General features: G+C 42.9%; 26 protein-coding genes. 6 read left to right on the plus strand and 20 right to left on the minus strand.

Annotation, left to right across the window (positions count from 1 at the left end):
- Positions 1 to 111: 111 nt before the first annotated feature.
- The 9 genes from HC733_RS12520 to HC733_RS12560 all read right to left on the minus strand — a co-directional run bounded on the left by HC733_RS12520 (position 112) and on the right by HC733_RS12560 (position 9,940).
- Complete coding sequence (locus HC733_RS12520; protein WP_190365384.1) at positions 112 to 3,291, minus strand: hypothetical protein; 3,180 nt, start codon at positions 3,289 to 3,291, stop codon at positions 112 to 114.
- Positions 3,292 to 3,380: 89 nt separating this feature from the next.
- Positions 3,381 to 3,785: a GPW/gp25 family protein gene (locus HC733_RS12525; protein WP_190365385.1), complete on the minus strand. Its 405-nt coding sequence runs from the start codon at positions 3,783 to 3,785 to the stop codon at positions 3,381 to 3,383.
- A gap of 30 nt (positions 3,786 to 3,815) precedes the next feature.
- Positions 3,816 to 5,465 (minus strand): phage baseplate assembly protein V, encoded by a 1,650-nt coding sequence (locus HC733_RS12530; RefSeq protein WP_190365386.1) that lies wholly within the window; start codon positions 5,463 to 5,465, stop codon positions 3,816 to 3,818.
- 1 nt (position 5,466) lies between these two features.
- Positions 5,467 to 6,201: a CIS tube protein gene (locus HC733_RS12535; protein WP_190365387.1), complete on the minus strand. Its 735-nt coding sequence runs from the start codon at positions 6,199 to 6,201 to the stop codon at positions 5,467 to 5,469.
- Positions 6,202 to 6,203: 2 nt separating this feature from the next.
- A complete protein-coding gene (locus tag HC733_RS12540) occupies positions 6,204 to 6,392 on the minus strand; it encodes a hypothetical protein (protein WP_190365388.1) in 189 nt (62 codons plus the stop codon).
- Positions 6,393 to 6,416: 24 nt separating this feature from the next.
- Complete coding sequence (locus HC733_RS12545; RefSeq protein ID WP_190365389.1) at positions 6,417 to 6,872, minus strand: phage tail protein; 456 nt, start codon at positions 6,870 to 6,872, stop codon at positions 6,417 to 6,419.
- Between the two features lie 49 nt (positions 6,873 to 6,921).
- Positions 6,922 to 7,368 carry a phage tail protein gene (locus HC733_RS12550; RefSeq protein WP_190365390.1) on the minus strand — a complete coding sequence of 149 codons (447 nt, stop codon included), beginning with the start codon at positions 7,366 to 7,368 and terminating at the stop codon, positions 6,922 to 6,924.
- A 134-nt stretch (positions 7,369 to 7,502) separates the two neighbouring features.
- Positions 7,503 to 9,254 carry a phage tail sheath family protein gene (locus tag HC733_RS12555; protein ID WP_190365391.1) on the minus strand — a complete coding sequence of 584 codons (1,752 nt, stop codon included), beginning with the start codon at positions 9,252 to 9,254 and terminating at the stop codon, positions 7,503 to 7,505.
- Positions 9,255 to 9,541: 287 nt separating this feature from the next.
- Positions 9,542 to 9,940 (minus strand): 3TM-type holin, encoded by a 399-nt coding sequence (locus HC733_RS12560; protein ID WP_190365392.1) that lies wholly within the window; start codon positions 9,938 to 9,940, stop codon positions 9,542 to 9,544.
- A gap of 120 nt (positions 9,941 to 10,060) precedes the next feature.
- On the opposite strand from HC733_RS12560, the gene HC733_RS12565 reads away from it, so the two are divergent.
- Positions 10,061 to 10,822 carry a substrate-binding periplasmic protein gene (locus tag HC733_RS12565; RefSeq protein WP_190365393.1) on the plus strand — a complete coding sequence of 254 codons (762 nt, stop codon included), beginning with the start codon at positions 10,061 to 10,063 and terminating at the stop codon, positions 10,820 to 10,822.
- Between the two features lie 3 nt (positions 10,823 to 10,825).
- On the opposite strand, the gene HC733_RS12570 is transcribed toward HC733_RS12565, so the two are convergent.
- The gene (locus HC733_RS12570) at positions 10,826 to 11,242 is read right to left on the minus strand and encodes a hypothetical protein (RefSeq protein ID WP_190365394.1); all 417 of its coding nucleotides are present in this window, start codon (positions 11,240 to 11,242) and stop codon (positions 10,826 to 10,828) included.
- 185 nt (positions 11,243 to 11,427) lie between these two features.
- Here HC733_RS12570 and HC733_RS12575 point away from each other — a divergent pair, with 185 nt between their 5' ends.
- The 5 genes from HC733_RS12575 to HC733_RS12595 all read left to right on the plus strand — a co-directional run bounded on the left by HC733_RS12575 (position 11,428) and on the right by HC733_RS12595 (position 14,031).
- On the plus strand, positions 11,428 to 12,174 hold the full coding sequence (locus tag HC733_RS12575; RefSeq protein ID WP_190365395.1) for a hypothetical protein: 747 nt from the start codon (positions 11,428 to 11,430) through the stop codon (positions 12,172 to 12,174).
- A 280-nt stretch (positions 12,175 to 12,454) separates the two neighbouring features.
- Positions 12,455 to 12,679: a DUF4177 domain-containing protein gene (locus tag HC733_RS12580; protein ID WP_190365396.1), complete on the plus strand. Its 225-nt coding sequence runs from the start codon at positions 12,455 to 12,457 to the stop codon at positions 12,677 to 12,679.
- Entirely contained in the window at positions 12,672 to 12,896 is a 225-nt protein-coding gene (gene yidD, locus HC733_RS12585) for a membrane protein insertion efficiency factor YidD (RefSeq protein WP_190365397.1), read from the plus strand. The genes HC733_RS12580 and yidD overlap by 8 nt, the downstream gene beginning before the upstream one ends.
- Positions 12,897 to 12,905: 9 nt before the next feature.
- Positions 12,906 to 13,277 (plus strand): TM2 domain-containing protein, encoded by a 372-nt coding sequence (locus tag HC733_RS12590; RefSeq protein WP_190365398.1) that lies wholly within the window; start codon positions 12,906 to 12,908, stop codon positions 13,275 to 13,277.
- A complete protein-coding gene (locus HC733_RS12595) occupies positions 13,255 to 14,031 on the plus strand; it encodes a M48 family metallopeptidase (RefSeq protein ID WP_190365399.1) in 777 nt (258 codons plus the stop codon). The genes HC733_RS12590 and HC733_RS12595 overlap by 23 nt, the downstream gene beginning before the upstream one ends.
- 113 nt (positions 14,032 to 14,144) lie before the next feature.
- On the opposite strand, the gene HC733_RS12600 is transcribed toward HC733_RS12595, so the two are convergent.
- The 10 genes from HC733_RS12600 to HC733_RS12645 form a co-directional block, all read right to left on the minus strand.
- Positions 14,145 to 14,747 (minus strand): alpha-ketoglutarate-dependent dioxygenase AlkB, encoded by a 603-nt coding sequence (locus HC733_RS12600; protein ID WP_190365400.1) that lies wholly within the window; start codon positions 14,745 to 14,747, stop codon positions 14,145 to 14,147.
- 219 nt (positions 14,748 to 14,966) lie between these two features.
- On the minus strand, positions 14,967 to 15,305 hold the full coding sequence (locus tag HC733_RS12605; RefSeq protein WP_190365401.1) for a hypothetical protein: 339 nt from the start codon (positions 15,303 to 15,305) through the stop codon (positions 14,967 to 14,969).
- 103 nt (positions 15,306 to 15,408) lie between these two features.
- The gene (locus HC733_RS12610; protein ID WP_190365402.1) at positions 15,409 to 16,248 is read right to left on the minus strand and encodes an REP-associated tyrosine transposase; all 840 of its coding nucleotides are present in this window, start codon (positions 16,246 to 16,248) and stop codon (positions 15,409 to 15,411) included.
- Between the two features lie 60 nt (positions 16,249 to 16,308).
- Positions 16,309 to 16,545, minus strand: a complete 237-nt coding sequence (locus HC733_RS12615; RefSeq protein WP_190365403.1) for a hypothetical protein — start codon at positions 16,543 to 16,545, stop codon at positions 16,309 to 16,311.
- Positions 16,546 to 16,559: 14 nt separating this feature from the next.
- Complete coding sequence (locus tag HC733_RS12620; RefSeq protein ID WP_190365404.1) at positions 16,560 to 17,069, minus strand: scabin-related ADP-ribosyltransferase; 510 nt, start codon at positions 17,067 to 17,069, stop codon at positions 16,560 to 16,562.
- Positions 17,070 to 17,374: 305 nt separating this feature from the next.
- Complete coding sequence (locus HC733_RS12625) at positions 17,375 to 17,827, minus strand: hypothetical protein (RefSeq protein WP_190365405.1); 453 nt, start codon at positions 17,825 to 17,827, stop codon at positions 17,375 to 17,377.
- Between the two features lie 284 nt (positions 17,828 to 18,111).
- On the minus strand, positions 18,112 to 20,361 hold the full coding sequence (locus tag HC733_RS12630; protein WP_190365406.1) for a GNAT family N-acetyltransferase: 2,250 nt from the start codon (positions 20,359 to 20,361) through the stop codon (positions 18,112 to 18,114).
- Positions 20,362 to 20,415: 54 nt separating this feature from the next.
- Positions 20,416 to 20,904, minus strand: coding sequence for a hypothetical protein (locus tag HC733_RS12635; protein WP_190365407.1), 489 nt, complete (start codon positions 20,902 to 20,904; stop codon positions 20,416 to 20,418).
- 13 nt (positions 20,905 to 20,917) lie between these two features.
- Positions 20,918 to 21,424, minus strand: a complete 507-nt coding sequence (locus tag HC733_RS12640; protein ID WP_190365408.1) for a hypothetical protein — start codon at positions 21,422 to 21,424, stop codon at positions 20,918 to 20,920.
- 108 nt (positions 21,425 to 21,532) lie between these two features.
- Positions 21,533 to 24,082 carry a hypothetical protein gene (locus HC733_RS12645; protein WP_190365409.1) on the minus strand — a complete coding sequence of 850 codons (2,550 nt, stop codon included), beginning with the start codon at positions 24,080 to 24,082 and terminating at the stop codon, positions 21,533 to 21,535.
- Positions 24,083 to 24,117 lie beyond the last annotated feature (35 nt).

Raw genomic sequence — 24,117 nt, forward strand, 5'->3', positions numbered from 1 at the left:
TTAAGGTCTTGAATAACGACAAGACGCGCGCAGCGACAAGCTGTGAAATAAATCTCACAGCTTTTTTTAAAAGAGGCGGGTTTTGTCTATGGATAAAGCGCTGAAACGGGATTACTGAACCACAAAGTCCAGTTCGATTTCCCACTTGCCGATCCCTTCAAACACATCACCTAGCGTGTTGGCGAGTGCAATTTTGTGATTGCGCGCTGGCACAAGAATATCGTGTGGATTATCAGCGCTAATAACACTGTAGTGTTTTTGACTTTGACCATCTTTGGTGGCGCGGATCACTTGGATCATATCAACCGCAGGATGGGTTTCGAGCACTTGTGCAATAGCAGCTAAATAAATAGTGCGCTCTAAAGGTTTATCAAGCTTATTCCAAGGTGTAAGCGCATCAACAACTAGTTCATTTAGCTCAATCACGGTACTTTGGATATCATACAGTGGGTCAATCTTAACAATCAGCTCAAGCTGTACTTCGACATAGTTTGGGTCGTCTACTTCTACCGTTAGATTGGGCACTGACAGCGCATTAACCTGCTCGCGAATTTGTCGTTTAAGATAACGAGGGACTTTAGGTTGCAGCACAGACAGATCATGATTAAGCGGTACCACAACCAGACTTATACCCGGTTCGGTGACCACAGGGCGCACCGAATGTAACTGCGGGAAAGCTTGTAATACAAAGTGTTCGTAATCCCACGCACTGAGCAGGCGTTGGCGGTGGTTTAGCCGTTCGCTAATGCGACGGTCAAACTGCTCGGTGGTTTCGAGCACTTTGGCACCAAATGACGCAAATGGCTGCACAACTTTATCCACTTTAGGGTTAGGTATAACCAACTTGCTAATAGACTCTTTGGGCAACGGCTGCTCAAAATGAGCAGGCGCATTATCTTGACTCGTTAAGGTGACCTTAACCCCTTGTGTAAAGATCCCTTTAAGCTTGGAGTACACAGGGTAAGTGTAGTCAAAGCTATCAAGCGTCTCGTTTCTGGCGTGATCAATCTTGGCCCGCAACCAAAGCTTACCATCGTGGTTAAACGAGCCACTTTGCGTAAGCTCAGGCAAGTAAAACACCACAAGACCAGAATCAAGCAAGTCGTAGGTGCTGTCGCTGAGAATACGCCCTTCTCCCACTTGCCCTTGGGATTCTTCACGTTTGAAGCGATGCCACAGACCACCATTGTAGTACTCCCAAACAAACACAGGATTATTTCCCATGTTATAGCCATCTACAGGGTCAATCTGATAGTACAGACGTACTTGGCCTGGAGTAACCACTTGATTGATCGCCATGTAAAGATATCCAAACTCTTCCATTTTAGGTAGCAAAGACAATAAACTCTGCTGGGTGAACCGCTCAGTTGGACGACCAACCGGGGCTATATGCTCAACAAAAATGGGGTTACCAACCATCATAGCGGGCGATACCACGCTTTCACTTTGATAGTGCACACGTAAACTCTCTAATGTTGGCGTATAAGGTTGGTTAACCAATACAGGGCTGTTTGACGTGGCATTTTTATAAGCAAAATATTCAATGACTTTGGTGTAATCTTTATGGGCAAAATCTTGTGTTGATAGCTCAAATGTATACCACTTGGGCCACTTAGTTGCGGTAGCTTCATCAACGGGCAACTGTTGAAAATCACGCAGCGCATTATTATCGTTTTGCAAAAATGTCAGGGTATTGCTGGCTATGTTGTTGTGCGGCAAAGGCAACGTACCGTCACTGTCGTTATAAAATAAGGCAACATTGCTTTGCATATTACCCGTGGCATCTGAGCGTGAGATATTAACGGTGCTGTCTGGCCAAACTAAGCAATTACAGTCACTTGCAAATAGCTTTTCGGGGCTCAATACAATGCCATCGCACAATTCCTCGTTTGCACACACGGCGCTTTTATCAAAATACCCAGCATCTAAGCCATTTTGCTCACTGAAGTAATAACTATAAGCACGATAATAAGTATCAAAACTCTGAGGCCTGTCGAGCCAAGCAAACTCCACACTGGCACTGACAATATTTTTTGTCACCAGCTCAGGGTGGGTAAAATGCACTTTTGTCGCAAGCCTAGGTGACAATCCAAATGGCTCAAACGGTTTACTGGTATCTAAATCCACTTCACCATTGTTGGCAATCAGTCCATCTAGCCCTGATACTTGTGTGGTTAAGCTCACCTGCGTGACGGTAAATGTATTCATGCGCGCATAAACACTCGAGTCGTCACCATATAGCAGATGGTAATGCTCACTTTTAAGCACTAAAGCGATAAATGGCAACGCATTGTCTGCACCAATTGGTGCAGTTGCAAGTGCCGTGATGGCAGGAAACAACGCATCAAAGCTAAGCGAAAGCTTGTGATCTACAACATTGATATGGGCAAGGTTAACTAAACTGAGCCCTTCGCTGGTGGTGATGTAAAAATCAAACCACGACAACCAATTCAGCAGCTCGGTTTGGTCACCAAAATCGAGAATGACTGTTCGTGTGCCGCCACTGAGAAACAGATCCTGCGAGGCAATTTTAAAGCCAATTTCTATATTGGCGTCTTGCCCTTCAAGCGCCTGACCAAAGGTAGGCTGGCTTTGTTCAAGTAGTACGCCTTGCGCAGAGTCCAGTAAAACTTGATGTTTAATATCGACCAACTGGCTCGATTTAATTTTATTTACCGTTGCCACATAATCGACTTGTGCTTGGTTGATGGTAACCACTTCCTCGGTGCTATAAACCAGTGGTTTACCATCGGCGTCCTTACCACCATCAAACTCAGTGCCCACAGGCAAAGTTAATGCGTCAGTATCGTTTAAAGATACTACTAAATGGGCACTGTCTGGCGTTGCTGGCAAGGGCTCAAAGCGTAAAACATGCGCGTAAAAATGTGCTAAATGACGCGATACAAATTGATTAAATTGTTTATTACTATGGGTGAGTAAATCAATAAAGGTAAGCAACATTGCCATATCAGGGCGCGCCGCTAACGCTTTAATGTGCTCGTCTGCCTCTCCTTGCTCAACGAGTTTGGCAAGACCCGCCAGTTTTTCAGGTTCTGGCAATAAGGCTTCCCAAGAACCATTGGCCGTTAATAGGCGCTCGTCAATGTAGTTAACCTGCTTTGCCAATGTAGATAAATACGTAAGCCAAGCCTCTACCGTACGCGGTTCGATATTAAAAAATGAGCGCGACAGCGCCTTTACCTGTCGTCCAAGTTGACTACGCCCCACTTCACTTGGATTGACGGCAGTAAGCGCCGCCAAGGTGGTTGTGTTGTTAGACTTCACAGTCATGATAATACCTTGATCAATAAAAGGTTTGAATTGAGCAAAACGAGTTGTTAATTGCTCTCAAAGTGCGAATAAGTTGTTTGTGGCAAGCGTTAAACCGATTGCTCGGTCAAATAGAATGGGAAAACCATGTTGCTACGGCTGTTGGTTTGTCGAATTAAATAATTAAGTTGGATCAACAGCACGCCGTCATACAGTTCACTGCTATCAAAGTCGATAGACTCCAAAATGATACGCGGTTCATGATTGAGTAATACTGTGGCTATTTCCTGCCTAAGCTGCGCCAAACTTTGTTCATTGGCATCGGCAAATGAGTAACTGGCAAGGCCTGAACCCATCTCGGGCCAAAGCGGTCGCTCCCCCACCAAGGTATTTAAGGTTAAGTGAATAGCCTGCTTTAACAACGTTTCACCGCTATCCATCACAGGCCCACTACTGGCACTTCGAAAGCGTACGGGGAAGCCCCAGCCAGTGCCTAAAAATGCTTGTTCTAACATAGTTGCTCCTTGTTTTGGCCTCAATGGAGGCTATTTCACATCGACTCCTTTACCTTCAAGGGTGATGCTGTCTGAGGTTTTAACATTAATAGGTTTCTTGGCTTTTAAAGTGAGCTTATCGGCAGTTTCGATGAACATTGATTTGCCCGCCACCAACGTAGTCATGTCTTTTTGGATCACTTTGAAACCATTCTTTCCATCAAAAGAGACTTTGTGTTCAGCACCTACTTGCAACTTTAATTCACACTTTTCGAGTTCTTTATTGAGAGTAAATTGCAACGCAAGCATTTTTTCGTTTTTGCTATCAATATTGAAGAACAAACCTCGTTGCTCTTTGTTATCGTCATACTTAAAAGGTGGTTCCGCTTTGGGGTTGTGACACGCACCGAGAATAACTGGGTGTCGACTATCTCCACCAATAAAGCCGATAATAACTTCATGTCCTTGACTCGGTGGTAGGAACAAACCTTCTTTAACACCAGCAAAAGGGCTGACCAGACGTGCCCAAACCTTTTTATTACCACTTACACTAGGAAGTAAAATGGGAATACGGTGCAGTTTATGTTCATCTTCCTCAATTTTAGCTACTTTCCCAATCAGCATTGGCGTGTAGGGTGTGTTAGCGTATTGTGAGTAAAGACTTAACGTCAGCGGTACACCAAACATAAAGTCACAAAACCAGCCATCGTTAGATAAATGATGCTGCATTTCGCCCACCACATAATCGCCCGCATATTGCTTGCCAACACCCGAGAGCGTTAATGCATCCAAAAGTTTGACGTTCACAGGGGCTTTAGTGGCTGACATGTCCACTCGCACATATCCTTGGTACATATCGAGCATACGATAATATTGCTCAGCACTGGCTTTAGCTGCGAGCTCTAACTTATCTATTGGTGCTTGTGCTAAGCGCAAAGTGTCAGGAATCGCAAGGGCCGTATCGGCATCAGCATGGCTTTTAAATTTGGCCGCTGGCGCGACAGGATCGGCATTATCATTGAGTTTTTGCTCTTTGATGTCCCAACCACTGTATTGCAGCTTTTTCAAGTGTGAACTCACATCACACTGCAACTCAAAGTCTACGCAACCATCCATCGCGACATTAAACTCATAGGCCGTTGGCGTGTGTTTGGCTAAATCCACCACCTGATTTTTGCCATCATTAAAAAAAGCAAAGCCATTGCACAACACACGGCGCATAAATACCGACCAGGGCTGCTCATCCACCACCAAAAATTGTTGGTGTTCAATTTGGCTCGTCGCAATGGTCCCCGCCGCCGCACCGTAGGTTTTCAATAGATCACTGAGTATGTCGCCATCTTTGGTCTTTTCGTCATACAGCTTGCTCATGGCATTTTGACAAAGTTTGATGGCATCGGCTCTGGCCTCAATGCGCAAATATGGCTGGCACTCATAACCTATACTTTGCGCGGTAATAATGCCGCTATAAATGAGTGTCTGTTCACCATCACCAAAGCCCGCTTTGACCTCAATGGCTTTGCCCATTTTAAATAAGTCTTCATCTGCTTTGGTGAAAGTTTCTTCGGCCATGTCGCCATCTTCAATCAGCAAACACAGTTGTGAAATTTGGTTCACGCCATTTTTCACCCGCACTTCACGTACCGCAACTTTGTCGCTAACCGTGTTGCCTGCCACAGTAATGGTATATCGCAAGTCCATGTTAACGCTCCAACGGTGGATAAAGGATAGACGCCCCCACTTCAGCGCTGCGAATAGACGCTAATCGATTGGCCTTAGCCACTTGATGTACAAACTGTTGATCACCGTAAATTTTGGCACTTTGTATCAAGACAGAGTCGCCCGCTTTATGTTGGATAACATGGGTAAGATCTGGGGAGCTTTTACCTGACTTCAGTTTCATTTCTTTTTCAGGCAAACATTCCACTACACAACAATGAACTTTGGCTTTTAAACGGCGTCCTTTGTTATCAACTAATTCGGTTTCAACTGAGGTACTACAGATCATGCCACTGAAACTCATATTTGGCCCATCATTGAGTGTCATGTTTAAGGGCAGAATAGTGACATATGCTGGCTCATGGGTTTCGCTTTGTACAGCGGTTCCGTATTCCAGTAGCGTTTGTATGGTATTTTCTGTTTCAATCTCCCCCAGCAATTTAGCCGTAAAAGAAGCAGGGTCTTCGATCACCGTATCATCCAAAATAAAAGTAATCGTCAGTTGCGAAGGTGAAGATTTTTGGTATCGAGTTGCACCACTTTCAGCCCCTATCGCTCGCGATTTTACAATGTCATTGCGATATGTGGTGTGTAAGGTTTTTGTATCATACGGAAGTGTTAATTTTTTTAGCTGATTACCAGCACCGCGCGCTCTTTTGCTATAAAAGGTGACATCGCACAGTGGCACCCCCGCAGAGTTTAAGCCAATTCCTAACATGTCTATGGCCTTCTTTGTTTCGTAAATTGCTGAAATTGTTTGTCAACGTAGCGCTTTAAAGACTGTTCTAATTGTTCTATTGCACTATCACGTGTACAGGGCTGTTGCTGAGCATTTTTCCCTTGCGGTTCATTTTCAGGCTGTTCAGACAATTTAGCCTTAACTCTGATAGCATCACATTGAATTTCCACTTTGTTTTACCCCCGTAATGAGAATTAAGTAAAAGGAATGGGCACCGTTACCAAGCTTTGGTAGCTGAAACTAATCGATTCAATCAGTACATCATTGCGAGTTGCATCTAGGCTATCCCATTCCCAACTTTCCATAAACGCGCGGGTAACAAGCCAAGCTTTAGTAGGTAAATTGTTATCGTTTAAAAGCGTGATCAAAATATCGTTGCGCACTGCAAACTGATTCCACTGCGGTAAACTGATAAAGTTGGTTAACTCCAAAGTGCTGCCCGTGCGTAAAACGCCGCGTTTGAAAGTCAAAGTTCTAGCTTGCCGCTCACTTTTAACTGAAACGCGGTTACCTTCGTAATCCAGTGAACGGCTGACTTTAAGACCACTGATCTCTTTAAAGAAAATATCTATTGGGTTGGGTATTGCCGCAGAGGTGATCAATGCCGCAAAGCGAAACCCCACCATAGGTGTAGTAAGTTCTTGAATCATAATAATGTCCAAAAAGGGCACTGCTGTGCCCAAGACAAGGAGAATAAAATTAGTGGAATTCGATCTTAATGTCGTCTGCCATCATTTCTAACGATTCAACACTGGCTTCGTTTGAACCACCATTGATACTTGGCGCAGTAAGCTTTTTAGGAAAAGCATTGATCACCTTCCAAGTCACCAATGGCTGCGAGCGATCTTCGTTGGTCAGTGAAATTGTGATGTCTTTTTTATCAACCAAGTTTAGGCTGATAGATGAGATCCAGTCATAGAACTGGCTCTTTTGACGCACAAGACCACGTTTGAGGGTGATGTTCACATCGGTTGATTGCCCAGGCATGTGTTTTTTGCCGTAACCATCTTTATAAGTGATGGTTTCAACGCCGATGTCTAAGCCTGAGACTTCAGAGAACGGAATGCTCTCCGCGCCAAAACTAACGACAAATCTATACACTGGGATCGGATATTCTGCTGCGATATCTGCTGCTGTAGTAGCCATAAAAACTCCAAAAATAATAATCTTCGTGCCTAAGCTGCTTAGCAACTTAGGGATATAAATAAAATAAGAAAAGACTGGCTAATGACCCAAAGAAACGTATCAACCTGAGCCTTAGCCAATCTTGGTTGGGTTCATTAGCCTTCTAGGCTCTTATGTGAGAACGTCAGCACAATAAACTCAGCTGGGCGCACCGCCGCAAGGCCAATTTCGATATTCATGATGCCGTTGTTAATGTCGTCTTCTGTCATGGTCTGACCAAGGCCCACATTGACGAAAAACGCTTGAGCTGGTGATTCACCAAAGAACGCACCTTGACGCCATAAGTTTTCAAGGTAACTTTCAATCATGGTTTTAAGCTTTAACCAAGTAAATGGCGTGTTTGGCTCAAATACTGCAAATTGCGTGGCTTTTTGAATCGACTCTTCAACTGTATTGAATAGGCGACGAACCGACACATAACGCCACTCATTATCGTTACCAGCCAGTGTACGAGCGCCCCACACTAAAGTGCCTTTACCTACAAAGGTACGAATAGCATTGATTGATTTACCCGAAGTGGCATCTACGTTGAGGTTTTCTTGTTCTGTGCTGTCTATCGCAAGCGTTGGCGCAAGTACCTGAGATAGTGCTATGTTAGCCGGCGCTTTCCATACGCCACGGTCTTTGTCGGTTTTGGCAATCACGCCTGCAATGGCAGGTGAAGGAGGAAGCACAAGGTAATTTTTTGCAAGTACTGCTTTAGCTTGGTTGTAAAGGCTCGCAGATGAGAAAAGGTAATTAGGATCGCCAAGTAACTTAAGTGGGTAACTTTCAAGTGTCACATCTGCATGCTCAAGTGCCTCAGCAAACTTAGGGTTTTCATTGGGTTCTAATTTTTTGGTTTCTGCATTAAAAGACACCTCTTTCAAACTTAGCAATTCATAATACTTGTCACCGGCGGCATTTTTGATATACACATCAGACATACTTACGTGGTGAGTTTTTTGTGCCGAATCTTCATAGGTATATGTATTTGCAAGTTTTTGCCAAGTAAGATCTGCTATAGTTGCGGCTTGATCAAAACCTGCTATCGGTGAATGTAATGTATAAGTACTATCCTTTTCTACCACGGCATTAACGGTTTGCTCAACCATTACCATCACCGCCGCCTCGTTGTAGCTGCGAGCCATGGTCGTCGTTAAGTATGGATAGTAAGAGGCACCATATTTTAAGCCCTGCGTGACTTTAGCGCGCAAGCGCTCAGAGTCATGGCTGATGGCTGTTTTTCCATCAGCCGGTTCTTGCATTTGCACATCAACCAGTGCAAAGCGGTCCATACGCTTTTCGGCATGTTTTAATGCTTTATTTTGCACCTCATAGTGGCCGACCTCATCTAGACCAATGGCTTCAGGCGATGAAATAAGAGTAACTTCATCGACTTTGTTTAACAGCTCAATACCAGCGCTATAATCCTCTTTTGACGCCATCGTGCCAGCTGCACCAATTGATACCACATAACATGCACCGCCGCCATTTGCAAAAAAGTGGCTTACTGCTTGGTGAAGGAAAAACTTTGCCGCTTCTAATTTTGCAGGCTCAGCTTTTTGTGTGATTTTACCATCGGCATCTTTTACTGCCTTAACAGCCTCTACATTAATAATGTCAAACACCTTAGAGCTTGGCGTTAGTGTAAAACTCTCTTTGTGTGGGCCACCAAAGTTAGCTTCAAACTGAACCATGCTGGTAATACGCACTGGCTTGTTTAAGAAGTTAGCTGCATCACGGGCTTCATTTAGCTTAGTAGTGTGACCAATAAATGCTGGGATAGCCGTAGCCACTTCAGCAACCGACGGCGGTAGAATTGACTTTTCTCTAACGTAGACGTCAGGGGTTTTATATTGAGACATAGTATTTCCTTTAGTTAATAGAACGCATTCTTAAATGCCAAATTGGCAAGAATAATGGGATGAGTGCCAAGCAAGTCTTTAGTTAAGGCCTACCCACCAATAAAAAATGGATAAACAGTTGGCGGGCCTTGCTTGGCACTCAAAAGACTGTGTGGGTTGCCCCACGGCTCCGCCTCATCAGTCACAACTGATGATGAATTTTTTAACTTGTGCTAAGAAGACGATGAAATATAAGAAGTGTGAAAATAAAGTTTGAGTAATTTAAAACTGAGGTACGTTTAAGCGTTTTAACGCGCTACACCTTGTAGTTTTTCAACGGTGCGTAACCCTGCCAGCCCCAGCATGGCTAAAGTTAGCTCCATCATGGCATCAAGTGGTAATTGCGGCGTCCCAACTTGTGGCCACAACCACTGCAAAATAGGGTTCACTACAAAGGCAAACAAAAACCCCAAGCCACATACCCACATTAAAAATGGCCGCGCACCAGCAACCCATAAACTGCGATGAGAAGCTTGTACTTGATTGATTTTGCTTTGCACAAGATTGGGTTGCTGTGCCACCCGCTGCTTGAGTATTTCCAAATTCAATGCTTCTTCATCACTGGTAAATAACTCGTCGAGCAAAGAACCTATAGCAGCGACAGGTGCCTGTGCGTTTGACGTAAATAACGCTGACAATAATCCCATTGCCATCTCCTATCTATGATTGTGAATAACGACGGTAAACTTAAGTCACACACCGTCAGTACAGTAAATTTACGTGTTTGGTCTAAACTCAGTAATAAGCGGCTGTTGGCAGGTATATTTATGACAATACGGCTCATTTACTTAGTTCTTTTACTCTTTTTTACTTCTATTCAAGCGCAGCCTGAAATAACCAAGCTGACGGGGGGGCACAATACTTGGCCCCCTTACATCAATGAAAATGGCCATGGTCTTATTAATGACCTTGTCTCGGCGGCATTTCGAGCGCAAGGCATTGAGTTTGAATTTAAAACAGCGCCATTCAGCCGTATTGTGAAGATGGCTGAAAATAACCAAATAGATTTAGTCGCCGCACTTTGGACAACAGAACAACGGCGTGCAAGCATGCTTTTCAGCACCCCTTACTTTCACAATGAACTGGTACTGATCAGTAACAATACCACCCCAATCGACTATCAAGGCATTGAAAGTCTTCGCTTTCGAAGTGTGGCCACCGTACGCGGGTATAGTTATCACGCATTGCTTGATGGTATTGATGAATTAACCATAACTGATGTACTGAGCCTACATACCTGCTTAGAACTGGTGAACAAAGGAAGGGTTGAGCTTGCCATCGCAGATTATCTCGCCTTTGAATACGAACGCTCGAAACATCCTGAATTTAATCAATTAAAAGCGTACTTTCCTGCCATTATTCGATGGCCACTTCATATTGGCGTGAGTAAAGCCAATCCAAATGCCGAGCAGATCATTAAACGCTTTAACCTTGGCTTGAGTAAAATTCAACAAAATGGTGAATACAATCAGATTTTGTCAGCGTACATCGAAGAAAATCGATTCATTGAGGCCGTTAAATCTTATTAACTTCTACGCTACTGTTAACTTAGTTTGTCCTGCATCGGTAAACTCAATACTGATGTTAATCATGGGCGCAGGATCTGGCACGCCTTGTGGGTTTTGCGCAGGTTTAGAAACTTGTAACAACGCCATAATCTTCGTATCTTTGGTCACTAGCCCAGTTTTAGACTTGCCTTTAACGGTTAAATTAGGTTTGCCTGAAATTGCTTTACCCATGGCAATCCCTCCTTTAAACGCAGCATTGTCATAGTTAGATTGAAATTTTTGTAGCCATTGTTTTACATCGTCTTCTACAAGCACGGCTTTATTCCCTTGAGATAACTTGTTTTTTGTTGCTGAGGGAATTTTGTCACTGGTTTTTACCAGTTGTTGAGCACCATTCACCGTTATTTTAATGGCCGCACCATCTACACATACAAGTGGCATGTTGATCCTTAATTTTTTAAAAATCGAACTGTTACTTCATAGACGCCTAACGCTTAACAATGTGAATAACAAGTGCGATTTTGTTAATTTAAATATCGAATAATTCACTTTTAAAGGAACAACTTTGACCTTAATGTAGAGACGAGCTTTTCACTCAATCACTTTTTCAAAATAAGGAAATGACCATGAAACAACTCGCTATAGCGCTGGCTCTTGGATTTTTAAGTTGCAACGCAGCCGCATCACACATTGTTTATGACACCGATGGCAATGCTGGCCGTGTTACCACCTTTAACAATGCCCCCGTAGAAGCAATGGTGACGCAATCCAGTTCAGCCTATGATGTACGTATTTATACACCGCATTATACCAACCGTAGACCATGTCAAAGCGCTGCTGTGTACGATCAAAATACCGATGCGCTTATCAGTGTGCTCACGGCTGAATTTCAGACTTTGTCAGGAAACATTCCCAAAGGATATGAAGATAAAGAGAAATATGTTGAAGCAACATGCACCGATGAATTTGGCAACCGCCAAACACTCAGACACAAACTGGCAGCAGCACCGAAAGTACTGTTCAATAGCCAACTTGATGTCGCTAATTGGATTGACTCCGACGGACATAACCCTGGCTATTTTCAAGATGTAACCTACAACGCGCAACTGAACCTAACGACCAATGAACCTAATGGCTATTGCCGATCAGCAACTTTAGTCGGTCAAGCGCCAGAGCTTCTAAGTGAGCGCCATAAGTTTGGCTTGCAGAGCGATGCGTTCAGTGTCACTGGCGACGCTAAATACGATGCACGTGCGAAAGTGCTGGTCAGCGAGTTAATTTGCAAAAGCACTGGTGGTACAACGCGCGCAGTGGAAGTTTGGCATATTAATGAACAACAACAGCGCCGTGAATATAGCGTTGAAGTATTTTAAATTAAACAATGGTGCTATCACGACACTCACTTCTTAATTAGAAGATAATATCAACGGCACGTGTTTACACTTACCTGTGCCGTTGCAGTTTAACCCAAGTTCAGTTATTGAGTGTTTATGAGCTTAGGGCCTTGTCTTTTGCTCGTTCAAACTATCACTTACACTGTACTCCCCCTTTAAACTAGCTATAAAAAGCTGTTGTTAAGTAGTTGTTTGGTTTAATTATTGTCGCTAGAATGATGTTCGCAATTATACAATTAAACTTAATCAGGGAAGTATTATGACGCAATACGACGAATATAAAGTGCTCCACGTAGTTGAAGGTGGCTGTGGTACATTACTACTCGGTTCAAGCGGCCTACCTTTAAAAAAGCTAGAAGCTACGTTGAATCGTGAAGCGCAAGATGGCTGGCAACTGGTGTTTCAAGTGATAGAAAACAAACGATTTTTGCTGTTTTGGAGCCGTGAAGCGGTGATCCTAACACTTGGTCGAAAACGTGCTTAAACGCGTTATTCTCTCCGCTATTCGTCGCTATCAGGCTAATGGCGGAGCCAAAGCGCATTTTAATCTAACATGCAACTTTACCCCATCTTGCTCCGAGTATACTTACCAAGCAATTGAAAAGTATGGCCTACTCAAAGGTGGACGATTGGGGTTAAGTCGCATACGCCGCTGCAACGATCCTGATTGTATAGAAGTAAAATCAGATCCTCTCCCCTAGGAACATACAATGGATGATACAAGTTTAAGAGACAGAGAAGAGGCGCTGCGTGACGCCGTTTCATCATTATCAAAAGACGCTCGCAAACGCTATTATCAGCTTGAACAAAAGCTTGTCAAAGACCCTGATACGTATGCGGTATTAAATTACTTTTTTGCAGCAGGATTACACCACTTTTATCTTGGAAAAATGGTCCGCGGTTTTATCAATTTTATACTCATGTTGATAGGCCTGGCGACCTTCGTTATCGGTGGCTGGGTTCTCATAGTTTTGGTTTTTTTAATTGAACTACCGCAACTATTTAGAAGCCAGAAAATAGTTAGGAAACATAACATTAAAGTAATGGAAGACGTTATCAATGAACTCAAGTCTAGAGACTAGAATTAACGCACAGCAGCAAAAACAGTGGCTATGGATAATTATCAGTGCGTTGATTGTGGTCGTATTTGCAGGCTACCAATTTTACACCCAATCAATTCCTTATCTGGCTGAGAAAATCGCCGCTGCCATTCCAAAATCGATTTATCAAGCCATTGATAAAAATAGCCTTTCTACACTGGATAACGCAGAACTTAAGAATAGCAATCTCAGCGAGGCAAAACAGCAAGAACTCCAACTACTATTTGATGAGTTGGTCAAAGATAAATCAGATAGTGAACGAGAGTTTAAGTTAAAATTTCGCAATTGGAATGACCAAGCAAATGCCATGGCGTTAGCCAATGGTACTATTGTAATAACCGATGCCATGGTTAATCTCGCTACTGACAAGCAAGAACTGAGTGCCGTGTTGCTGCATGAAATTGGCCATATTGAACACAACCATGTGATGGAATCGCTTGTGAGTTCATCGATTGTGTACGTGAGTTTATCTTTTTTGCTCGGAGACATTTCTGCCGTCTCAGACATCGCACTACAAGGTACCGTGGTTGGTATACACAACAGCTATTCAAGACAAGCAGAGCTTGAAGCTGATAAATATGCTTTAGCTAAACTCAACGCGCTATACGGCAGCGACCAAGCTATCAAATCCGTCTTATCAAAACTAGAAAAAGAGCATAACAGTGAGTTCAGCTGGTTAAGCACACACCCTAGCTTTGATGCACGAATAGAACAGATTGAGCGTACCGCCCCTTAGCAGCCAAGGTGCGGTAGTTTTCGCACTTATCCTATCCTGTACCGAAGAAAATAATGAGGCTAACGTACACCGTTAGCTTTTGAGTTATTACCCAATATGTAGCATGTTTTTTGTTATGCAACGGCAGCGTGAGCATGCCCAAATTGCCTAAATGAGATATTAAACCGAGGCCCTGTATCAGCAGTACCATGCGCTAAGGCATGTTGATAAGTATCTTGAAAGCCCTTCCCCATCACTAACAATGAACCATGTTCTAAGATAAGACTATGTTGTTCGTTATGATCATTGTTGGCGCGAATTAAAAACTCTCGCGGAGCACCGAGACTTATTGAGGCAATAACATCGGTTGAACCAAAAGCGGGTAAATCACAGTGAAAGCCAAGGCTTTGCTCGCCATTTGGATAATATAGACACACCGCAACTTCCAAATTAACACCTGTAGATTGTGCAATTTGCTGTCGCAGTTGTTCAAGCTCAGAGCACGTGGCTGCTCGGCGACCATGATGCAAAGGAAATTGCTTCGAGCTGGCTAAATTAGGTTCTAAAAACATCATACGCCAAGGTAATATGGTACCTCGTGTACCATCTGGAAACTCCAGCTCTTCGGGTTTAGATAAATCAAATTCACTCATGAGCCAATTAAATAATGATGTGCTCAATTCATCTGACATAAAGTTAGAGTCGTAATAAGCGTTACAAGTTAGGGGAAGTTTCACTGCATATTCCTTTTCGCTAATTTTAAACTTCATTTTAGCTTATGTTCACTCAGGAGCCAGATACCCACTTGAAGATCAGCTCCTCAAGTGAGGAGCTGCTTCTAATTCACCTTATTCTTGCGCAGCGTCTTGCCCCGACCAACTCCACCCTGGGTAAAATATCCCATTAACCGTGGCATTGTTCCCAGTAAAAATAGCGTGTGGCTTATCTATAGTTTGCTAATTCTCAGCACTTGAATTTTCAAGCTCAAAAACGACGTTGCCATAGATACCATATGGCCCACTGATCCTTGAGTTACTAAAAGCAGCAAAGAGCGTCTGTCCACCCATCATGAGCTGCCCTACTGATGACTCATTGTTGATATCTACTGCGGATTTACTCCAGATCATCAAAACGTCAATATGTGTTTGATTGTCAGATAAAAAGTAAGCATTCCCAGATGTTTGCACAGAAGAAAAATGGTTAAGCTTGTTTGAGTGCGCATTGGATGTATCTAATACATTGAGCACTATTTGCTTGTTATCCTGAGCAAACTCTGCAACGGAGCTGCCAGACACCGATACTGCAATATTTTCCGATTTGAGGGGTCCCGATTTGAGGGGTCAGGTCTTGCCTTTTGCTATTATTCGACTAACTCGAGAATAATGTCGATTTGAGGGGTCAGGTCTTGCCTTTTGCTATTATTCGACTAACTCGAGAATAATGCAGATTAAAGTGCTCCCCTAACGCTTTTTGGCTATAGTGCCCTGATGAGTAGGCTTGTTGTATTGCTTCATTGCGATTACGGCTGGTTTGCTCATATTGTCGCAAGGTTAATGCTTTCGCCCGAACTTGCTTTTTAGGGACTTCTGATAAATCAGCCTTCAGCACCTCTTCATTTGATAAAAAACTCTGAACAAAAGCATCACTACCTAAAAACACTTGGTTAGTAATGTTGTGCCATATGTTTATCCCTCTTCCATTTGCAACAAACTCAGCAAAGCGTAACCGAGCCAACTGGCGGTTAACTGAAAAATGCCTTAAAAGACTATCAACGTTGAGCCACTTGGGCGCATCACTTAACCCCATTACGCCATGCCAACTACTCCAAGGCCATTGCTCTAGGGTATCGACCATATTTGCTCTGATGGGATTAAGTACAATGTATCGGTTTAGTTCAAGTAAATAGGCGTCTTTATCCACCAATATCGATTTAAAACGCCCTTGGAATAAATGCCCTACTCGGCGATGAGTTCGGTTAAAAGACTGGGTATAAACCCCATTGAGCTGCCGCATACCTGCACTTAAGTTGACTTCAGGTGTTTCAACAAGTAAGTGATAGTGGTTGGTCATCAAACAATAAGCGTGAATGTGCCAATTAAACCGCTCACATACTCGCCCTAACTGCGCCAAAAATAGTTCAAAGTCAGTCGGTTCAAGATAAATCGGCTTTCTCTCATTACCGCGCGACGTTACATGATATAACGCACCAGCAAACTCTAATCGTAGTGGTCTTGCCATTGTTCTTCCATGAACATAAATGGTTGGGATAATGAGTCTAGTTGATGTGATGGAAAATAACTAAAAAGGCAAAAAGCAAGACCTGACCCCAAACTTTTTGTGACCCCAAACTTTTTGCGTCAAGACAGCTCTGTAATCAGGTGATAAAGGGTTAAACCCTCCAGCTTTTTTGATTTCATCATAAGAACGCCTGTCGGCTCGATACAAATAACCATAATCTTTTAGAGATTTTGGGATCACCCCTCCTTGAACACCAAAAACCTTCTCAACACCTTTTTTATAAAGACTTTTAATCATATTATCTCCTATTTTTACTCATCACTATCATTAAGCACTGTTGGCTGTGAGAAATTTTGCGATATGAAATACATTGCGGTCGGAACAAAAACAAACCACGCTAAACGTCGATACTTGTTTCTTGCCAACAATCGTGCTCTTTCTAGAGCTTCATGTTGAAGGTCATAATTCTTATAGTAAGGATTAAACTTATATCCACTAAAAAGATTTAAGTTATAGCGGATATCTGTGTTTTTTATTATATCCTTCGCTGTCAATTCTGCTTCATTGAACTTGCTCGTAGTTGCTGGTATCAATTCATCAGCAGTGCGTATCTCGTAAGTATTACCTTTTGGTATTGAAAACTTTCTTGCTGTAAACCAATCTACTGTTGTACTAATCCACCTAGATGGCGTGTTATTGTCCCAAAATTCTTGTAACGTTACACTATCATCTTTAGGTTTGCGGGCCTTAAAACCATCTGAGAATACGACTTCAGGAGAACGTTTATCTCCCCTGTAAACAGTTTGTTCTTGCTCTTGCATGTTGTGGCTCCTTCATTAAATGGTATTTTGTTAGCTCTTGTGAGGACTTTGGGATCAGATCTTGCCTTTTGCTATGAGAAATAATAAATCTTAAGCACCGTAAGATTTAATCTAGCTCGCTTCCTAGTGATTTTAGAGAGTGGAAAAACTGAGAATTCCAGTGTGCACTTAGAGGCAAAAAGCATGACTTGAACATCCCGCTTGTCTTCTCAACAACACCTTAGCAGGTGATATTGAGGCGAACCATTTCACTAGACCTGATCCCGTGACTTTCTGGAGTACTGAGCTAATACAATTTAGAAAGTCTATTGATCTTGGCTTATGTCGCTAAATCGCTCAAACAAGCCCTCAGGAACTTCTTTAACATCTTTCACAGGTACCTCTCCTTCAATTAAAACTTCTGGTTCGAGACCTCTGTTGATCGCATAGTGATATGCATCTTTCCTAGGCGCAGTAAACTCGGCAACAACAGCATCAATTTTCTTAGCAAGTAGATCATCATAGTATCCAACAGCGGTTCGTATATCCGCACTACAAGATACATATGGAGAGTTCCATTCAGTATCACTAGATGGTCCAACATACACATGCTTCAATCTGGTAGTCATATTCACTGTCTGAGGTTTGATATTTCTCTGTCCAGCTGGTGAAACTAGTTTTTGAGTTTGCTTTAGTTTTTCAAAGTCAACTTTGCTCATTGCACGGAAATATTTTACTTCAACACCTTTAAATACAGCGTCTTTTAATAATTTTTTCATTTTTCCTCCAATTACTCTTATAAACGATGAATGATGGGTTAAGTAGCTCTACACTTTTTCTGTGTTCTACTTATATACGTAGGCCTTATAGTCACTTTCAAAAGCTGACGACCTTGGGGTCGGATGACTTTGGGGTCGCATCTTGATTTTTTACAATAGAGTCAATAGCCTTTAGGTTTCAACAGGTTCCGTTTTGCCTCCTTTCTAGTGACTTTAGCGAATGAAAAACTGGGGAGTGTGTCCCGAGGGAAAACTAAAAAGGTGAAAAGTAATACTTGCCCTCCCTACCCACATTTATTTTCAAAGCCTAAACCCAAACAATAAAAAACTTCCTGCTCACTCCCTTCACCTTTTACATTGCCGCATTCTTCAAACCCTACGTGTTGCAAAATACGTCGTGAAGCGGTGTTATGCTTCCATGCAGAAGTAGCTAATTGTGTGATATTTATACGCGGAGCAAGCATGCGAATATACTCAACCGCGAGTTCAACACCTGTTTTACCAAAACCTTGACCTTGATAATCACAACCTATCCAAAATGATAAATTAGCACCAACAGCAGCAGTTGAGCATGGTTCTATTTGCTCTTCAATCTGCTCACCTTGTGTACGCTCAGGCTGAGATTCTAAATCAATCACAACCCCTCCTATAAAGCCCAACTCACTGTGTATTAAAGCAAAGTGTGCTTTTAGTCCTTCATCACCTTCTTGCTGCCAATGGAACCAAAGCTGTTCAAGTTGTGAAAAGCTCTCAATTTTTACGCCGCGAAGGCGCTGAGCAACGTCGTTACGGCGATATTGCATATAAAACTCGGCCAAACTTTGTTGACCTAATGGCAGCAATTTCAGTTGCTGACCATCGTTCAGCCCAACGCTGTGGTTTACTGCATCATCGAACCAAGTAAGCTGTGCTTGGCGCGCTTGATATGCCGTAATATCGTTATGCAACCGTTGCGCTTGTTTATCATCTGGGTTTAATTCCAACGCAAGCTCAATACACTGTTTGGCGAGTGCTTCTTGCCCCGTTGCATGTGCCACCAGCGCTAAGTTATGTAAACAAGCCGTAATGGGTCCATCCAATTCCGTTAAAGTCAAAAAACACTGCCGCGCTAAGGGCCAATAACTTAAATCAATGGCAAAAAGCCCCAATTGAAATACAAATTCATCACGTTTATTTGAAGGTACATAAGCTTGCCAAACCCGCTCTAATACTTGATGCCACGTTAGCCTTAAGTCGGCCGCTACTCCCTGCTCTAGTAGGCGTGGTAAAAAAATGGCAAGTAGCTTAGGTTCATAATCATATTGGCGCATGAACGCTAATACTTGCGTATCCCCCAGAGCCTTAATCGCCCCAGTTAGGCTTTGTATGATGCGTTCACAATCTTCTGGCGATTGCTCAGCAAAGTAGCGATAAAACGCCTGCTGTGTATGCCTATAGAGTTGCTGTGTTTGACTCGATTTAACACACATCAGGTTAGATTTTTTAAATTGATGACTGCGGGCCAACCACTGTAAAAATGGGGTGTTTTCTTCCATTAATGTCGAGAAATCGAGCGGAAGCTTTATACCCGCAGCATCGTCGTTATTGGGAAGTGTGATATCCACCTCTGAGGTTGTCGAAAAATCGCTTACTAACATTAAACTTCCGTCGCACAGTGATTGCTCTAGTTCAGAGAATAAGCTGCGCGCCGAAACAGGTAAGGAGAATGTTTGACAAATGCCTTGCTGTGAATAGGAGTGTAATATCTGAGTAAAATGAACTTGAGCTAACTCAGGGAGTTGTAACATCACCTGCTCTACGGTCATTTTTTGCCAACGATAAACCAACTGCGTGTGAGTGTTAGATTTAGGTTCTTCATGTTGTTGAGTACCTGATTTTTGCCACGCTAAAGGTAGTGTTAACGGTGCTTTGTTTTCTAACGTCACTTTAGCGACCTCAGCTAAATACAAGTCCTGATAATGCACTTGCAGCACCATTTGTGGCAGTTGCGATAATACACCATTGGCAATAAACACGGTGGGATTAGCACTAAAATCAAGCCTACCTCCGTCATCATCATACTGAGGTAGCGGCAGATTTTTTTCTAGTTGCCAGTGCAAGGTGCTCACTAGATTCTGCTGCTGATAATGTTCAAAATAAGGATGTTCGGTGAGCTTGGCTAACTGAGATAGTTCTGAGTCAGCAAAGAGATAACACAGCTTTACACCTTTAAATTCAGGCTGCGTTAGTGCTGCAGTCAGTTTATCTAGCAAAGCTAAACCAAATTGCCCAGCACTTGCTTGTACTTGCAATATATAAATGGGCTTATTTAAGTCAAATAACTGGTTATTAATACCATCGTACAGCCAAGCAACGATGGTTTGCGCATAAGCCTCTAACCATGCTTGATTAAACCAGCTTGCTTGCGTCTGCACGATTGAGGTGATAGGCCAAATATCGGCATCTAGCGTGGCTTTATATTCCCCTGCAAATGTCGCGTTCTCTGGTATAGGTGTCGCTTGGGGGGCTGGCGAAAGCGTGGCTATTTCAAGCATATTAATTCCTGTTCAATGCTTTTAACGTTAAAATCTAGAATCTTGAATGCGTAATCAACGCATTTTAATAATGTAACGAATGGGTTGTACGGGGTTATCCACCAACGGTGCCAAATTAGGTGTGCCATTTAAACCATCACAGGCTAGAAAACCTTCGGGAATGTGCACGCCGCAGTAAAGTAAAATACAACCAATAGGTATACTGGCTGATTGAGTATTGGCATAACCTGCATGTTGGCTTACCGGTGCGCTGTAAACTTGGTTTGTTGGTGTTGTTGTCGTGCTCGATGAAGGGGCACCGAGTAGCTGCCCCTCAACGATTAAATCCCCTTGAATACACACACTTTGTTGAAAAACCGTGTTAGCTTGATGGTGCTCTGGCAGTGAAAAGGCCAGTATTTGCCCTGCTGCCGACGCCTGCTTAGTAATGCCATCATCACTTTGAATGAGCGCTGCATCTAAAAACTCGGCAAACTGCGCCTGAGTAGGTTTTGCCCCAGTAATAAAATAGCGCTTCAGTCGTTCACGCAATGTGGTAAACATGGGAGCTCACAAATTAAGGTGCAGCAAGAATAACGCGTTCAGTCCACACATTACCTGATAACTGGCAAATAATATGCTCAATAACTGCACCAACTCCATCTAAGCGCTTAACAACAACAACCGCATCTTCAGGGATAAGCTGCCGATCAGTTTGATCGATCACTCGCGTGCCTCCTTGATCTTTAACTTGGTATATACCTTGCCATTGTCCCTCTTGAATAAGGATACGATCATCTATAAAAACGTCCATTAAGCCTAGCAAAACAAGATCTAGAGATGGGTTAGCCAATTGATCTGTAGGCCATTCGGTGAGTTTTACCTGCACTCGGCCCGAATATCCCAGTACATCAGCAATATCTTCGATGCGATGCAGGTCGGTGCTTTGTGTATCAAGGTGTTGGGCCATATCGGTTCGCACCTTATATAGCGCACTGCTTAATTGGTTGATATTCAGAGTTTGATTACTATCACGAGCGCTCAGCTCTTCCAGTTTTTGGATCACGTTAACGAAGTTATTCATAGGAATTTCCTTTGGTTAGAAGCGGTTTCCCGCGGGGAGTTTTGTCGTCGCTATACTGATTGATAGCGAGCCGAATAGTGATAAAGACAAGGCCCATCAAAGGCATTTTTACGCGGGTGATGCCTGTAACTCTCCTTTGTTACCCATGCCGTCAAAAATATGCCATCCATTATCTACTTTATAAAAATCAATTTTCTTTAAACTGGTTTCTAGCTGAAGCTTTAGCGTGTTTGCTTGCGAAGCCTGGCTCAATACAATTGCATTGGTATTGTCCCAACTGGCAAAGTCTATAATCCTAAAGTGATTCACTGACTCATCCAATGTTATCGTTACCTCTTGTCCAGCATTCAACTGCAAAAAGCAGGTGGTATTATGCTCAATGGTAAAGTCTGTGTTATGACTCTGTGAGTCCACTGCTTGGATCTTATTTAGCAATGTATTTACTGCAGACACCGTCGGTAAGGTTTGCTCTGCCTGCGCACCAATAGCCTCTAAATTTTGCGCAATGCTTTGCACCGATGGTTGATTAGCACCTGAAAATTGCAACTGACTTGGGGTAAGAGTGGTCAGCTGTTGTTGCAACAAGGCACTACCAACCACTTTATCTAATGCTCCATTGGTAACATCATCTTCACTAGCAAAGTCTACACTAAAGCGGCTGTTGTCTTGCACTAAACCAGTACCAGCAATTGATAACGTCTCTGTGGCCTGCCATTTATATACGTCACCACTTTCTGTTCTATGATGTGTTTTTAGCAAAAATGCCTGATTTTGATACCTGTCACCGTGGCTAATAATAACTGCATCGCCTTGTCGCATATCTGTAGGTAAATATAAGTCGGTCGGCTGTGCACTGAACCCTTCTGTGAGTTTGTTGACTTGCCAAATATGGTTTTCTCTTTGGTTAACTTGTGCGTTAAAAAGCACTAAATCGCCATTTTTAAGTGCATACCCATCTATTTCACTAGGCACATTATCAATATCAATGTCTTGTGTAGTTTCAATACAAGCAATAGGTAAAGGTATGCGTGTTAGGCAACTTAAAACATCAATTTTTTGATTTAACCACGCACCATGCTGTGCGGTGGTGAGTTTGCTCTGATCGCCAGCTAAAATTTCTTCTAAGCTAGCCACTGGTAAGCTACCTATGCTGATATTGGATAGTTCACTGCCATCACCAATGAACTTGCCAGCTTGAATACTTGAGTTAGGAACCGTATCACCGCGCGTAAAATCTAGTTGTGAAGGCAAATATTCTATGCCAAGACTACCGCTGGTTATGTTGTTTGCATTTAATTCTGTTAGCCCGGTCCCATTGCCAGAAAACGTCTTGTTTTCAATGGTGTTCGCAATTTGATTACTGGCGATTTCGCCTTGTAAACTGCTCACGTTAATGGCGGTGTTTTGTACCACCCCTTCAACCCAAGTTTGATCGCCCTTAATCGTTAAACCATCAAAAACGATACCGTCTCCAGGTTGGTAATTAATAACATCATTACGCTTTCGCCATGTTAACAGCACGTGCGTATCGACTGTACTTACTTCACTCACTGTCCAAATACTGTATTCTAGGTCTCCGCCTTTTAACACTTCAACAGATATGCCAGCAGATAGCTCTTGCTCAGGCGTATTGTCAAAATCATCTGCCAGTAACCATGTTTGATCTGCTTGTGCTACCCAAACTTTGTTTTCTGAAAGCTCAGTTTGAGCACTAAACAACACCCTATCGCCAGTTTGGATAAGGTAACCATTAACAGGCTCTGTTGGCACACCTACAGTTAAATCATAATTATCAGTGAAAACTGTCGCGACTTCTTTCTTAAACTTTACGCCTGCTTGGAGTAGCGCCAACTCATTATCAACGTAGCTTTTACTGGTATCTAACGCACTTTTTAGATCTCCTGCTGAGACTACGCTGTCTATTGTGCCATTTTCTAAGTCGCTGGCCGTTGCAAACTTTGCGATCCCTTGTGTTGATTGGCTCGCTTCATTCAATAAGCTGTTATCAATCTTGCCACCGCTTAAGTTACTGACATCTAACCCTGTCACTTGTGAGCCATCACCGATTAACGTGGCGTAAACTTTATCCGCGATCAAACTCGCCGTGCCATCACCAGTTGCTGTGGTTAAATCGATTTGTTTAGGTAGATTGCTATTGGCAAGATTAGTGATTTGTGCACCATCGCCAATCAAAGCAGTTGCATTAACCGTTGTCGCAATGAGTTGCTCTGTTGTTAAACTCGCCGTGCCATCACCGGTTGCCGTGGTTAAGTCAATTTGTTTAGGTAAATTGCTATTGGCAAGATTAGTCACTTGCGCACCATCGCCAATCAAAGTGGTAGCATTAACCGTTGTCGCGGTAAGTTGCTCTGTTGTTAAACTCGCCGTGCCATCACCGGTTGCCGTGGTTAAATCAATTTGTTTAGGTAAGTGTTCGTTAGCAAGATTGGTGATTTGCGCGCCATCGCCGATAAGCGCTTTAGCTTTTAATGACGAGCTTTGGCCAAGTACACTAAGGTCTATTTGCTCAGGTAAGCGTTGATTCGCAATTTTATCTGTGGTTGCGGCATCAACGAGTTTGCCGAAGTCTTCTTGCGTTGGAATATCTCCACGCTGGAAATAGCTTTTTATTTCAGCATTACGATCTGAAGTACTCATAATTGTCCTTTGTGATCTTTAAATATAAATGTCAG

This window comes from Pseudoalteromonas sp. S16_S37, from assembly GCF_014694405.1.
In the GTDB taxonomy this organism is placed as follows: domain Bacteria; phylum Pseudomonadota; class Gammaproteobacteria; order Enterobacterales; family Alteromonadaceae; genus Pseudoalteromonas.

Excerpts from the sequence above, each read along its gene's own strand:
- HC733_RS12610 (WP_190365402.1), bottom strand. The coding sequence starts at position 16,248 with ATGGCAAGACCACTACGATTAGAGTTTGCTGGTGCGTTATATCATGTA.
- HC733_RS12565 (WP_190365393.1), top strand. The coding sequence starts at position 10,061 with ATGACAATACGGCTCATTTACTTAGTTCTTTTACTCTTTTTTACTTCT.
- HC733_RS12645 (WP_190365409.1), bottom strand. The coding sequence starts at position 24,082 with ATGAGTACTTCAGATCGTAATGCTGAAATAAAAAGCTATTTCCAGCGT.
- HC733_RS12550 (WP_190365390.1), bottom strand. The coding sequence starts at position 7,368 with ATGGCTACTACAGCAGCAGATATCGCAGCAGAATATCCGATCCCAGTG.
- HC733_RS12630 (WP_190365406.1), bottom strand. The coding sequence starts at position 20,361 with ATGCTTGAAATAGCCACGCTTTCGCCAGCCCCCCAAGCGACACCTATA.
- HC733_RS12615 (WP_190365403.1), bottom strand. The coding sequence starts at position 16,545 with ATGATTAAAAGTCTTTATAAAAAAGGTGTTGAGAAGGTTTTTGGTGTT.
- HC733_RS12520 (WP_190365384.1), bottom strand. The coding sequence starts at position 3,291 with ATGACTGTGAAGTCTAACAACACAACCACCTTGGCGGCGCTTACTGCC.
- HC733_RS12535 (WP_190365387.1), bottom strand. The coding sequence starts at position 6,201 with ATGTTAGGAATTGGCTTAAACTCTGCGGGGGTGCCACTGTGCGATGTC.
- HC733_RS12525 (WP_190365385.1), bottom strand. The coding sequence starts at position 3,785 with ATGTTAGAACAAGCATTTTTAGGCACTGGCTGGGGCTTCCCCGTACGC.
- HC733_RS12530 (WP_190365386.1), bottom strand. The coding sequence starts at position 5,465 with ATGGACTTGCGATATACCATTACTGTGGCAGGCAACACGGTTAGCGAC.
- HC733_RS12580 (WP_190365396.1), top strand. The coding sequence starts at position 12,455 with ATGACGCAATACGACGAATATAAAGTGCTCCACGTAGTTGAAGGTGGC.
- HC733_RS12595 (WP_190365399.1), top strand. The coding sequence starts at position 13,255 with ATGAACTCAAGTCTAGAGACTAGAATTAACGCACAGCAGCAAAAACAG.
- HC733_RS12570 (WP_190365394.1), bottom strand. The coding sequence starts at position 11,242 with ATGCCACTTGTATGTGTAGATGGTGCGGCCATTAAAATAACGGTGAAT.
- HC733_RS12620 (WP_190365404.1), bottom strand. The coding sequence starts at position 17,069 with ATGCAAGAGCAAGAACAAACTGTTTACAGGGGAGATAAACGTTCTCCT.
- HC733_RS12635 (WP_190365407.1), bottom strand. The coding sequence starts at position 20,904 with ATGTTTACCACATTGCGTGAACGACTGAAGCGCTATTTTATTACTGGG.
- HC733_RS12555 (WP_190365391.1), bottom strand. The coding sequence starts at position 9,254 with ATGTCTCAATATAAAACCCCTGACGTCTACGTTAGAGAAAAGTCAATT.
- HC733_RS12625 (WP_190365405.1), bottom strand. The coding sequence starts at position 17,827 with ATGAAAAAATTATTAAAAGACGCTGTATTTAAAGGTGTTGAAGTAAAA.
- HC733_RS12560 (WP_190365392.1), bottom strand. The coding sequence starts at position 9,940 with ATGGGATTATTGTCAGCGTTATTTACGTCAAACGCACAGGCACCTGTC.
- HC733_RS12575 (WP_190365395.1), top strand. The coding sequence starts at position 11,428 with ATGAAACAACTCGCTATAGCGCTGGCTCTTGGATTTTTAAGTTGCAAC.
- HC733_RS12640 (WP_190365408.1), bottom strand. The coding sequence starts at position 21,424 with ATGAATAACTTCGTTAACGTGATCCAAAAACTGGAAGAGCTGAGCGCT.
- HC733_RS12545 (WP_190365389.1), bottom strand. The coding sequence starts at position 6,872 with ATGATTCAAGAACTTACTACACCTATGGTGGGGTTTCGCTTTGCGGCA.
- HC733_RS12590 (WP_190365398.1), top strand. The coding sequence starts at position 12,906 with ATGGATGATACAAGTTTAAGAGACAGAGAAGAGGCGCTGCGTGACGCC.